This is a genomic window from Rhodococcus sp. GQ147 (assembly GCF_059759155.1).
On sequence record NZ_JCAXDU010000024.1, the window covers coordinates 27,646 to 38,852 of the forward strand.

General features: G+C 67.8%; 13 protein-coding genes. 8 read left to right on the top strand and 5 right to left on the bottom strand.

Annotated elements, in window-relative coordinates; genetic code table 11:
• Positions 1 to 24: 24 nt before the first annotated feature.
• On the bottom strand, positions 25 to 996 hold the full coding sequence (locus tag AC6CID_RS21885; RefSeq protein ID WP_230811027.1) for a pirin family protein: 972 nt from the start codon (positions 994 to 996) through the stop codon (positions 25 to 27).
• Between the two features lie 144 nt (positions 997 to 1,140).
• On the opposite strand from AC6CID_RS21885, the gene AC6CID_RS21890 reads away from it, so the two are divergent.
• The 3 genes from AC6CID_RS21890 to AC6CID_RS21900 are packed head-to-tail and all read left to right on the top strand — an operon-like array spanning position 1,141 to position 3,255.
• The gene (locus AC6CID_RS21890; RefSeq protein ID WP_498354457.1) at positions 1,141 to 1,980 is read left to right on the top strand and encodes a MerR family transcriptional regulator; all 840 of its coding nucleotides are present in this window, start codon (positions 1,141 to 1,143) and stop codon (positions 1,978 to 1,980) included.
• Positions 1,977 to 2,813, top strand: a complete 837-nt coding sequence (locus tag AC6CID_RS21895; RefSeq protein ID WP_217579808.1) for a hypothetical protein — start codon at positions 1,977 to 1,979, stop codon at positions 2,811 to 2,813. The genes AC6CID_RS21890 and AC6CID_RS21895 overlap by 4 nt, the downstream gene beginning before the upstream one ends.
• Positions 2,814 to 2,844: 31 nt before the next feature.
• A complete protein-coding gene (locus AC6CID_RS21900; protein WP_174556283.1) occupies positions 2,845 to 3,255 on the top strand; it encodes an oxygenase MpaB family protein in 411 nt (136 codons plus the stop codon).
• Positions 3,256 to 3,262: 7 nt separating this feature from the next.
• Here AC6CID_RS21900 and AC6CID_RS21905 read toward each other — a convergent pair whose 3' ends face one another.
• Positions 3,263 to 4,570, bottom strand: a complete 1,308-nt coding sequence (locus AC6CID_RS21905; RefSeq protein ID WP_498354458.1) for an alpha-hydroxy-acid oxidizing protein — start codon at positions 4,568 to 4,570, stop codon at positions 3,263 to 3,265.
• 129 nt (positions 4,571 to 4,699) lie between these two features.
• On the opposite strand from AC6CID_RS21905, the gene AC6CID_RS21910 reads away from it, so the two are divergent.
• From AC6CID_RS21910 to AC6CID_RS21930, 5 genes are all read left to right on the top strand, one after another.
• Complete coding sequence (locus tag AC6CID_RS21910; protein WP_064060982.1) at positions 4,700 to 5,365, top strand: class I SAM-dependent methyltransferase; 666 nt, start codon at positions 4,700 to 4,702, stop codon at positions 5,363 to 5,365.
• A 99-nt stretch (positions 5,366 to 5,464) separates the two neighbouring features.
• Positions 5,465 to 5,782 carry a ribosome small subunit-dependent GTPase A gene (locus AC6CID_RS21915; RefSeq protein WP_248846242.1) on the top strand — a complete coding sequence of 106 codons (318 nt, stop codon included), beginning with the start codon at positions 5,465 to 5,467 and terminating at the stop codon, positions 5,780 to 5,782.
• A 30-nt stretch (positions 5,783 to 5,812) separates the two neighbouring features.
• Complete coding sequence (gene rsgA / locus AC6CID_RS21920) at positions 5,813 to 6,475, top strand: ribosome small subunit-dependent GTPase A (RefSeq protein ID WP_498354459.1); 663 nt, start codon at positions 5,813 to 5,815, stop codon at positions 6,473 to 6,475.
• 764 nt (positions 6,476 to 7,239) lie between these two features.
• Positions 7,240 to 8,049, top strand: a complete 810-nt coding sequence (locus AC6CID_RS21925; protein WP_230811032.1) for a glycoside hydrolase family 19 protein — start codon at positions 7,240 to 7,242, stop codon at positions 8,047 to 8,049.
• Between the two features lie 58 nt (positions 8,050 to 8,107).
• A complete protein-coding gene (locus tag AC6CID_RS21930; RefSeq protein WP_006552034.1) occupies positions 8,108 to 8,659 on the top strand; it encodes a dihydrofolate reductase family protein in 552 nt (183 codons plus the stop codon).
• Between the two features lie 69 nt (positions 8,660 to 8,728).
• Here AC6CID_RS21930 and AC6CID_RS21935 read toward each other — a convergent pair whose 3' ends face one another.
• From AC6CID_RS21935 to AC6CID_RS21945, 3 genes are all read right to left on the bottom strand, one after another.
• The gene (locus tag AC6CID_RS21935; protein ID WP_033098148.1) at positions 8,729 to 9,433 is read right to left on the bottom strand and encodes a DUF899 domain-containing protein; all 705 of its coding nucleotides are present in this window, start codon (positions 9,431 to 9,433) and stop codon (positions 8,729 to 8,731) included.
• A gap of 123 nt (positions 9,434 to 9,556) precedes the next feature.
• Positions 9,557 to 10,489, bottom strand: a complete 933-nt coding sequence (locus AC6CID_RS21940; RefSeq protein ID WP_037216621.1) for an energy-coupling factor ABC transporter permease — start codon at positions 10,487 to 10,489, stop codon at positions 9,557 to 9,559.
• Positions 10,476 to 11,207 carry an urease accessory protein UreD gene (locus AC6CID_RS21945; RefSeq protein ID WP_006552038.1) on the bottom strand — a complete coding sequence of 244 codons (732 nt, stop codon included), beginning with the start codon at positions 11,205 to 11,207 and terminating at the stop codon, positions 10,476 to 10,478. The genes AC6CID_RS21940 and AC6CID_RS21945 overlap by 14 nt, the downstream gene beginning before the upstream one ends.

Genomic DNA, 11,207 nt, shown 5'->3' on the forward strand with positions numbered 1-11,207 from the left:
AGCCACCCTAACGCAACTACCCATCTAGGCATTTTCGTCCGACGGGCGCACGGCGGGAATGGAACCGAATCGCCCGGCCTGGAAGTCCTCCATCGCCTCGATGATCTCGGCGCGGGTGTTCATGACGAACGGACCCGCCATGACGACGCGTTCACGAATCGGCTTGCCACCGAGCACGAACACCTCGAGGGCGTCGGTGCGCGAATCCTGTGTCGCGGCAGCAGAGATGGTCAGGCTTTCACCCCTACCGAAGACGGCGGTCTGTCCGGTCCGGATCGGGCGGTGTTCCGGTCCGACCGCGCCATCACCGGCGAGCACGTATGTCAGGGCGTTGAATTCGGGGTTCCACGGCAGGGTGACGCTTGCTCCCGGCGCCACGGTCGCGTGCAGCAGGGTGATCGGTGTGTGCGTCGAACCGGGGCCACGGTGCCCGTCGAGTTCTCCGGCGATCACCCGGATGAGCGCGCCGCCGTCGGCCGAGGACAGCAGGGCGACCGCGCCGCCGCCGATGTCCTGATACCGCGGGGCGACGAACTTCTCGGCCTTGGGCAGGTTCACCCACAGCTGCACGCCGTGGAACAGTCCACCGCTGACCACGAGATGTTCCGGTGGTGCTTCGATGTGCAGAATGCCGCTGCCGGCGGTCATCCACTGGGTGTCGCCGCCACCGATCGTGCCGCCGCCTCCGTGGGAGTCGCGGTGCTGCATGATGCCGTCGATCATGTAGGTGACGGTCTCGAAACCGCGGTGCGGATGCCAGGGGGTGCCCTTCGGTTCGCCGGGCGCGTAGTTCACCTCACCCATCTGATCCATGTGGATGAAAGGATCGAGGTACTTCGTCTCGATGCCCGCGAACGCACGGCGGACCGGGAAGCCTTCGCCTTCGAAGCCGCGCGGTGCAATGGTCACGGACAGGACGGGGCGCGAGAGTGCGTCGGGTGCGGGCTCTTCGACGCGAGGAAGAGCGAGAACGTTGTCGACGGTTACGGCAGGCACGGTAACCCCTCTCGGTCATGTAGTTGATCTGTCAACTATCTTACTGCACTCAACCGCAGTCCTTCTCGGGTTGTTCCCACCCCGATGTGCGCCGCCGCATTCATGGCTTGACCCTGACGTAGCGTCAGGGTCGATGCTGAAGCCATGAGGATCAGCGACTTGGCCCAGGCTGCGGGAACCACCGTTCGCGCCGTTCGGCACTACCACCGGCTCGGGCTCATGCCCGAACCCCCACGGGCACCCAACGGATACCGGGACTACGAACTCGCCGACCTGGTGCGTCTGCTGCGCATCCGCTGGCTCGCCCAGTCGGGTGTTCCACTGGGTGCGGTGGCGACCGTCCTCGGCGGCCACTTCACCGACGGCAGCGACCGAGATGCCGAGTCCGATCTCACCGCAGACCTCGAATCGCTGCTCGAGGCGGCAGACAATCAGATCCGGACGCTGCAGGTCAAACGTGAGGCACTCGCCGCGATTCTCGAGCGTCACCGCGCCGGCGACCGGCTCTCGCCCCTGCCGTCACCGATCGTCGACGCGTTCGACGAACTCATCGACGGCGAGGACGACCCGCACACCCGGACGCTGTTCGTCCGCGAACGCGACAGCTGGGAGATGCTCGCACTCACCGGGCAGGCATCACCGGAGTATCTCGACGCCATGCGAACCCTGCTCGACGACCCCGAACAACGGCACGCCATGGTCGCCGTCTACCGACGCTTCGGTGCACTTGCCGGACAAGATCCCACCGCGGCAGCCGACGAGGTCAGCGCCGTCATCGACGGCATGACCGCCTTGCTCGACGACATCCCGATCATGGCGGAGGTGCTCGGTTCGTGGGCAGCCGAGGCGGCAACTGCCCTCGAATCGAACACCGAGGTGCTCGCCGAGTTCCTTCCGGACCCGGCCCAGCAGGCCGTCGCGATCGGGTTCGCCCGGCGCGTCGCCGCACAGTCGGGACCGCAGCAGGACGGAGCGCGGGCATGACTGAGCGCACCGTCCGGCGCGTCCACCGAGCCGCTCTCGTCCTCACCGTGGTGGTGGCCTGTACGAACGCCCTCCTCGTTGCACTGGGCATCCTCACACCGGTGACAGCACTGAAGGTCTGGCTCGGATTCGAGCTACCTCTGGGAATCCTGGTGCTGATCGTCGGCGCACTGCGGGTTCGAATCCTGCGCCGATCCGGAACACCGTGGGCGGGGGTGCTCGACGAACTCGTCGGCCGCGTGCCCGGGGCCCTGATCCGCGCAGAGTTGAGAAGCTACCGCGCACTGTGGTTCCTGATACGAGGACGTCGGGTCGGCGCCGGACCTGAGGTGACGACGATCGGTTACACCCGCGGCACGATGAGCGTGCCGATCGCGTGGCTCGTGGCGTCGGTCATCGAGATCGCGGTGGTCCACATACTCGTGCCGTGGGAATGGCTGCGCTGGACGTTGCTGATCGTCTCGGTGTACTCGCTTCTTCCTCTCGCGGGGTGGCTCGCGGATCGTGTCGTCAACCCGCATCTTCTGACACGGGACGGCCTCGTCCTGCGCTCCGGACATCAGGTCGTGGCACGTATCGACGCCGACAACCTGCAGCGATGTATCCCGCGCCATCGCTTCCAGCCGGCGGAGACGGGTGTGGACGGCGAGGTGCTGTTCCTGCCCGGTCCCGACGGCACCAATCTCGATCTCGTCCTCGCGGAACCCGTCGAGGCCCTCTTGCCGGCCTTCTTCGAACATCGCCGCCGTCCAGCGCTCGTGAGCCGGTTCGCGATCCATGTCGACGATCCCGCAGCGGCGCGCCGAGTGCTCGACGCCGCGCTCCTCGCCTGACGAGACGAGGGTGAAATCGCGGTGCTGGCACGTGACTTCGCGACGACCACGCGTTTGTCGCCGATACGCAGACCCGGCCCGTCTTCCCGCCACCCGCGCCGACCTCGAGGCGTACGTCGACGAGCAGCGCCACTGGTTGTCGCTGTCGCTCGCCGCCGCCGAGGTGACGCACGCGCTCCGGAAGCCGAACCTGTGGGGCAATCCGGTGAAGGTGTTCACCTTCGTCGTCGTGCAGGACGACATGTTGTCGCTGCTACCGGAGTGGGCGCGCCTGATGTACGGCATCGAGGGCCGCCCGATGAACCTGGGCGCCGCCGCGCGCACCACCAAGCGGCTCATCGGCATCGCCCGCAAGAACGAGTCGTACGACAGGATGGTCGCCGAGGTCACCACGCGCATCGACGAGACCCCGTACCGCAAGATGCGTGCGCGCAAGGCCTGACCCTGTTTCAGAAGGAGGGATTCGGCCGGACGAACCGTTCGTCGATATCGGCGACCGAACGGGCACCGGTCAATGCCATGGTGAGGTCGAACTCGGCGATCACGTTGCGGACCACCTCCTCGACGCCCTGCCGACCCGCGATCGCCAGTCCGTACATGTAGGGCCGGCCGAGGAGTACGGCGTCCGCGCCGAGCGCGAGCGCGACGAAGACATCGGCACCGCTTCGGATCCCGCTGTCCAGCAACACGGTCGGCTCCCGGCCGATCGCGGCACGGATGTCGAGCAGAGCATCGAGTGAGGCGATCGATCCGTCGACCTGGCGTCCACCGTGGTTCGACACGACGAGGGCGTCGACGTCGAGGTCGACGGCGCGACGCGCGTCGTCCGGATGCAGAATTCCCTTGAGTACGATGGGAAGTCGCGTCCGATCCCGCAACGTCGCCAGATGCTCCCAGCTCAGTCCCGGATTGGAGTAGATGTCGAGGAAGGTCTCCGCGGCGGCGCGCGGTGCGGGGGAGCGGAGATTGTCGAGGAATCGACCCGGATGGTTGCGGGTCATCGACAGCAGTGTGCGGATCGCGCCGAGCGTGACATCGGGTCGCTCCGTCAGCGTGTCGCGGGCGGCGTCGATCCGCTGCCGGACGATGTCGAGGAAGCGGGGATCCGAGGTGTACTGGGCGATGCCCTCGCCGCGTGCGAACGGCAACGACCCGAGATTCAGGTCCTGCGGACGCCATCCCAGCATCGTCGTGTCGAGGGTGACGACGACGGCCTCGGCGCCCGCCGCTTCGGCCCGCCGCAGCAGGCTGTCGACGAGATCCTCGTCGGAACTCCAGTACAGCTGGAACCAGCGGGACGCAGAGCCCATTGCGGCAGCGCAGTCCTCCATGGAATTGCAGCCCTGATTGGAGAAGATGTACGGCACGCCGGTCGCGGCGGCCGCCCGCGCGATCGCCAGGTCGCTGTCCGCGGCCATCAATGCTCCCGCGCCGATCGGTGCCAGCAACAGCGGTGAGGACAGCGACGTGCCTGCCACGGTCGTACTCAGGTCGCGTTCGGTGACTCCGTGGGCCATGCGCGGGACGATCGCCCATCGGTCGAACGCACGCCGATTGTTGCGCATCGTGCGTCCCTCGCCGGCGCCGCCCGCGACATACGCCCAGGCCCGCTTCGAACTCGCGCGTCGCGCGGCGTGTTCGAGGTCGCCGAAGGACGTCGGGACGGCCGGACGCCGGCCCAGCGCGCCGTTGCGGTACACGACCCCCTGACGTTCGCGGCCGGGGCCGGCGGGTGCAGATGCGGCGGTTTCGGTCACGAGTGAGTTCCCCTCTCGAACGGTGGCGCTTGTCGATCCTTCCTCACGAACCCGGCCGAGTGAACCGGTTACCGGTGCCGAATTCGGAATCGGTGCGGTGGATCCGGCGGCGGGCGTACCGTCGGATCCATGACCGAGGACGGCCAGGTTGCACCGTGGGACGACATCTACCGGGGCGTCGCCGAAGGGTTTTCGGGCCCCGTACCCTGGAACATCGGCGAGCCCCAGCCCGAGATCGCCCGATTGATCGACGAGGGCGGATTCCGCAGCGACGTGCTGGACGCAGGCTGTGGGCATGCCGAGACCTCCCTCCGTCTGGCGGCACAGGGATACACCGTGATCGGTCTCGATCTGTCGCCCACAGCCATCGAGGCCGCTCGGGCCGCGGCGGCGGAGCGGGGACTGACGACCGCGACCTTCCAGGTGGCCGACATCAGCTCGTTCACGGGTTTCGACGGCTGGTTCGCGACGATCGTCGACAGCACCCTGTTCCATTCGCTGCCCGTGGACCGGCGCCGTGCCTACCTGAGCGCCGTCACCCGTGCCGCTGCTCCGAACGCGTCCTTCTTCGTCCTTGCCTTTTCGAAGGACGCCTTCCCCGAAGAGGGCCAGGGACCCAATCCCGTGACGGACGACGAGCTACGCGACGTGGTTGCCGAGTTCTGGACCGTTGACGACGTGCGGCCGGCCTTCATCCACGCATTTCTCGGCGACGAAGAGGCTGCCGCGTGGCAACGCGACGACAGGGGCCGTTCGATGCTCCCGGCCTGGCTGCTGTCGGCCCACCGCGATTGAGGATGCACGCGGAAATTCGATTGCATTGCAGGGTGCGAAGTTCACCATCGGATCTGTCGGAGCGGACCACCCGCGCCTCGTCATGATCCAGGAGTCACCGTGCACCCCGATGTCCCACCCGGAACCGATCCGCTGGTCGAGTACGGCTGGTCCGAGCAGATCGCGGAACGGTTCGCGGACAACGACGTCCAGGGATCCCCCGGCCGGATCGTGAGGGTCGGCGGAGGTCATGGTGACACCATGACCTCCGCCGGTCCGCTGCGGGTACGGACAGCGGGCCACCACGTCTGCACCGGCGACTGGGTGATCGTGCGCGAACCGGCCACCGAAGGCGATATGACCGGCAGGGTCTGTGCGGTGCTGCCGCGTACCGGCGCGATTCGTCGTGCCGACGCGTCGGGGCGTTCGGAAGAGTAGGTTCTCGCTGCCAACGTCGACACCGTCGTGGTGACGGTCGCATCCGACACCCTCGATCTCGGTCGCATGGAACGTCTGCTGGGGCTGGCCTGGGACAGCGGCGCGCAACCGGTAGTCGCCCTGACGAAGGTCGACATCGCCACCGAAGCGGTATTCGAGCAGGTCGCCGTGGTCGCACCCGGTGCGAGCGTGGTCGAGGTCTGTGCGCCGAATCGATCCGGCCTGAATGAACTGCGCGAGGTGCTCCACGGCACCGTCGTGTTCGTCGGAGCGTCCGGCGCCGGGAAATCGACGCTGGTCAACGCGCTGTGCGGTCGCGACATCCAGGCGACGGCACCGGTGCGCCAGGGCGACGGCAAGGGCCGGCACACCACGACCGATCGGGAGATGTTCCCTTTGGGCGGCGGCGTGACCCTCATCGACACTCCGGGGTTGCGGGGTATCGGGATGTGGGACGCCGGTGCCGGCATCGCCTCCGCCTTCCCCGAGGTCGATGAGCTCGCTCAGTACTGCCGCTTCGCGGACTGTGCGCACGAGACCGAACCGGGATGCGCGGTTCTGCCGCTGTCGACCGCGGCGACCTCGATGCCCGGCGAGTGGAGAGTCATCGCAAACTGCGACGTGAGGACGAATGGATCGCGGCCCGGTCCGATGCCCGATCCCGGCACGAGCGGACCGGTGAGATCAAGGTGATGAGCCGCGCGATCCGGGCGTACTACCGCGACCGCTGAGTGTTCTCGGCGCGGCATACAGGGCGGTCGGTACCGCTCCGCGCAGTTCGCGCTATGAACCGGGGCTTGCTACTGCAGCACGCCGCGCCGACCCGCTTCAGCGCGCTGATCATGGAAGACCCGACCGAACGGTCGGGGTCTTCGACCTGTGTGAACATACCAATCGGTACTTCCTGCTCGGGTCGTCGTATTGTGAACGCGGACGGTCTCGGTCGGCGTGCAGCTACGCGTTATCGAGGTGTGTCGTCGGACACGAAATGATTACGACCCGGCTCGGGGGTGTACACCTCCTCGGTCGGATCGAACCGGTCTGTTCCCGAGGGGGGCGACCCATCGCGGCCTCGATTCGACCATCTGCGGGACGAACCTTCGGCGCGTGCGGTTTCGTGATCGAAGGTACTGCTGCACAACTAATTCGGTGAGAGTGCAGCGATCCTCGGTGGACAAGGGGCAGGATCGGCCAGGTACCGCTCCGGCAGGTTCTCGCTGGGCCGGCCGGATGCGATCGCCGCAATGATCGACTTCCGAGTATGGCACGCACCACTTTCATTGGTTCAGATGGCGTCGGCCACGATCGCTTGAAAACCTCTCGACCTGCGACGTTACCTGGTTGTGACCTGATGGTCGTGTGTTGGCCCTCCGTGCGGTGGTAACGATCCCGCCGGTGATGCCCGCGGCCCCGTTCGAAGGCCGAACCCAGCTTCGGCGAATCTTGGAGCACGACCCTTGTCCGTTTCATCATTGCGCCGTTTCCGTGCCGCGGTCGCCGCCGCGGCCGTCCTCACCGCCGCGCTCGGCGTCGGTACCTCCGTCGCCCACGCCGACACCGCACCCACCACCCCTGCACCTACCCGTTTCCAGGAGCCCCGCGGCCTGCTCCGGGCGCTCGACTTCGACGCCCTGGCCGCCGACGGCTGGACCGTGACCGACGACGAGGAAGAGGCCGAATCCGCAGAGGCGACCGAGGTGGTCGAACTCGTCGCCGAGACGACTCCTGCGCCGCTCCCCGCCGTCACACCCGAGGAACTGACCCGCATCGTGCCGGGCATCCCGGCGGAGAAGGTCGAGCAGTTCATCGCGCCGCTGAACGACGCGATGGCGCGCAGCGGCATCGACAACCCGGTCCGTCAGGCGGCGTTCATCGCCCAGCTGGCCGTCGAATCGGACTCCTTCCGCACCTTCGAGGAGTACGCGTCCGGTCGCGCATACGAGGGTCGCGCCGATCTCGGAAACACCCATCCCGGCGACGGTGAGCGCTACAAGGGTCGCGGCGCGATCCAGATCACGGGCCGTCACAACTATGAGAAGGTCAGCGAGCACATCGGCGTCGACTTCGTCGCGCACCCCGAGCTGCTCGCCGCGCCGGAGAACGCCTTCACCACCGCCGCCTGGTACTGGACGTCGCGCAACCTCAACGAGATCGCGGACACCGCAGGGATCGTCCGTGTGTCCGAGCTGGTCAACGGCGGTCACCATGCCCTCGGTCGCCGCATCGACGAGTTCGAGCGTGGTCTGGACGTGCTGCTCCAGCCGTAAGCCCGACACGGTCGCACCGGGCCGATGAGTTCGGGGTGCGCCGACGGTCTATCGGAGCATGAGAACACTGATCTACGACTTCGGCGTGTCCCTCGACGGTTACATCAACGACCGTGACGGCAATATCGACTGGACCGACCCCGACGACGAACTGCACCAGTTCCACAACGACCGGTTCCGCCGGCTCGAGCTCTCGTTGCACGGCCGGCGGATGTACGAGCTGATGGCCGAGTACTGGCCGCACCTGCCCGAGGACGCCTCGCCCATCGAACGCGACTTCGCCGAGTTGTGGACGACCACGCCCAAGGTCGTCTTCTCCCGCACCCTCACCGAGGTCCACTGGAACAGTCGCCTCGTCAGCGACGACGCGGTGGAGGAGGTGCGCAGGCTCAAGGCCGAGGGAGACGGCGTCATGGAGGTCGGTGGGGCGAACCTCGCCGCGTCGCTGATCCCACACGGTCTCATCGACGAGTACCAGGTGTTCGTCTCACCCGTCCTGCTCGGTGGTGGCACACCGATGTTCCCGCCCCTGGAGAAGCGCGTGGATCTGCGCCTGGTCGAGACCCGACAGTTCACCACCGCCGTGATGCTGCGCTACCTCGCCGACTGAATTCCTGTGACACACCGGTTCTCACGTACCAGGCGCGTGACGGGGTCGCGTCCACCATGTCATCCGCTTTCACCGCGCGCCGGTGCCCGGACCGTAGAGTCGCGCCACATCGGGGGAATCGAGCCACCCCGAATAGGTCGGCGACTGCGGCCAGCCCTCGGGCGAATCCTGCCATTCCTCCTGACGACCCCACGGAAGGATGTCGATCAGCGCGAAGGTGTAGCTGAGCTGCTCGGTGCCGCGGCCGGTGGTGTGCCAGGTGCGGTAGACCGTGTCGCCGTCGCGCAGGAACACGTTGACCGCGAACCCTCCACCGGGAGGTGCGTCGACGTCGGCGCCGAACGAACTCTCCGACGACGAGTACCACTCCATCGTGTTGCCCACCTTCACCTTGTAGGTGAGGGCTTCGTCGATCGGCCCGTTGGTGACGACGACCATGCGGGCGTCGTAGTTGTCGAGGATGCCGAGCCGGGTCCACTGCGTCGTGAGACTCGTGCATCCACCGCACTGCCATTCGGCACCGTCGGACCACATGTGGTGATAGGTGATGAGCTGCGAGCGGCCCTGGAACACATCGACGAGCCGGGTCGGGCCGTCGGCGCCGATCAGCGTGTAGTCGGGCAGTTCGATCATCGGCAGCCGGCGGCGCTGCGCTGCGATGGCGTCGAGCTCGCGAGTGGCGGCCTTCTCCCGTCGCCGTAGGTCGTCGAGCGCCGACCGCCATGTCTGCTCGTCGACGATCGGTGGAAGGGCGCGGGTGGTCTGCTGGGTCATGACGTCTCCCGGAGTCGGACGGATCCGTTCGCGAATGTTGACCGGGGGCATGCCCGAAACTCATCGAGCCCCTCGATCGGAGTGTTCCGACAGAGGGGCTCGATGCGGCGCGTCCCGTGACGGTTACGCGCCCTGGCGGACCGGCGTGCGGCCCATCGCGGCGAGAGCGGCGCCGAGCACCGCGGTGGCGGCGAGCCCGGCCAGTGCCGCGAGGAACTCGGTGCCGCTGAGCGTGCCGTAGTCGGCGAGGCCGGGAAGACCGGCGAAGGCAGCGTCACCGACCGGCAGCGAATAGGCACCGACGATGTGCTCGAGACCGTCCGGGTTGCCGGACGCGACGAGCGCCAGCGCGCAGGCGCTGACCACGCCCAGACCGCCGATCGCCGCGAGACCACGTCGGACGGCAACGGGAGTGACGGAAGGCCGTGCGTCCCACGCGGCGACGCCGGGCGCGAACGCCATCACGGTGCTCAGCACGGCGGCGGTGATGAGGGCTTCACCGAGACCGATGGTCAGGTGGACCGCGGTCAGTTCGCCGATGAACGCTGCTGCGGCGCCGGTTCCGACGGTCGACGAATACGCGACGCCGAGAACCGCGGCACTCACCGGCACGGACAGACCGGCGCTGACGGCGGCGGTGGTCCGCGCCAGCTTCCCGAGGCCGAGTCGCTCGGCGCCGATGCGGACGGCCGCGGTGACGAGGACGGGCAGCACCGCCATCAGCAGCACGTTCACTCCGAGCGCGTTGATGCCGCCGTCTGCGAATAGCAACGCCTGCACGCCGACCACGGCGGTCATCGCGAGAAGGGCGAGCCGGGGCCCGAGGAGCGCGGTCGCGAGTGCGCCGCCGATGAGATGGCCGCTGACGCCACCGGCGATGGGGTAGTTGACCATCTGGGCGCCGAAGATCATCGCTGCGGTCGTGCCCGCGAGAAGGGTGTCCCGGGTCGTGATGCGCGGGCGCCCGGCGGTGGCGGCGAGGACGACCGCACCGGTGGCGATCGCCGCAGCGGGCGCGGTGACGCTCATGGGGAGGAAATGGTCAGGGACGTGCATGGGTGAGACTCCCTTCGAGGGTGGACGGGTGAACGTGTGTAGAGCGCCAGGAGCGCCAGGTCGACTCGAGAGGCGAGGAGTGGGCGTCGGCGCCGAGGAATCGCAGCAGGCTGCCGGGCCCTTCGAGTTGGACGACGCCGTCGCCCTCGGCGCGTCGCCCGTAGGTCGCGATGACGTCGTGCACCCGCGCGGAACCGAGGATCCCGGGTTCGGGGAACGCGCCGTGCGTGTTCAACTCCTCGACGAAGAGGGGACGACGATCGAGAGTGACCGAGGTACGGCTGCGGATCGCACCCCCGGTTTCTCCGTGGCGCCCGAGGACGAGGGTCTCCCGCATGCTCGTGGCGGCGTCGGAGGCGAGTTCGATCCGGGTGTCGCGGTGCACGCGGGCGCCGGTGGCGATCACGAACGGGTAGGTGTCCCATACGAGGGTGCCGCCCTCGGCGACGGTGATCCGCACGTCCCACCGGGACAGCCGGTTGTCGGCGTCGTAGGCGACGGTGCCACCGATGTCCTGTAGTTCGAGTGTGCATCCGGCGTCGATGTGGACGTCGACGGTCACCGAGTCACCACCGAGCAACAACGCGCCGGCGGCGACGAGGGCGACCCGCGCGTGGTCCGGACCGACCTCGACCGTGCGGGGGACGAGCATGCCCGCCCGCTGGGTCAGTCGTGCCCGGCCTGGTGCGCGGTCGATACGGATCGTGGTGCGGGACAT

Coding starts and splice junctions, on each gene's coding strand:
- AC6CID_RS21890 (WP_498354457.1), top strand. CDS start 1,141: ATGAGGATCAGCGACTTGGCCCAGGCTGCGGGAACCACCGTTCGCGCC.
- AC6CID_RS21935 (WP_033098148.1), bottom strand. CDS start 9,433: ATGACCCAGCAGACCACCCGCGCCCTTCCACCGATCGTCGACGAGCAG.
- AC6CID_RS21940 (WP_037216621.1), bottom strand. CDS start 10,489: ATGCACGTCCCTGACCATTTCCTCCCCATGAGCGTCACCGCGCCCGCT.
- AC6CID_RS21910 (WP_064060982.1), top strand. CDS start 4,700: ATGACCGAGGACGGCCAGGTTGCACCGTGGGACGACATCTACCGGGGC.
- AC6CID_RS21930 (WP_006552034.1), top strand. CDS start 8,108: ATGAGAACACTGATCTACGACTTCGGCGTGTCCCTCGACGGTTACATC.
- AC6CID_RS21945 (WP_006552038.1), bottom strand. CDS start 11,207: ATGTCCCGCACCACGATCCGTATCGACCGCGCACCAGGCCGGGCACGA.
- AC6CID_RS21895 (WP_217579808.1), top strand. CDS start 1,977: ATGACTGAGCGCACCGTCCGGCGCGTCCACCGAGCCGCTCTCGTCCTC.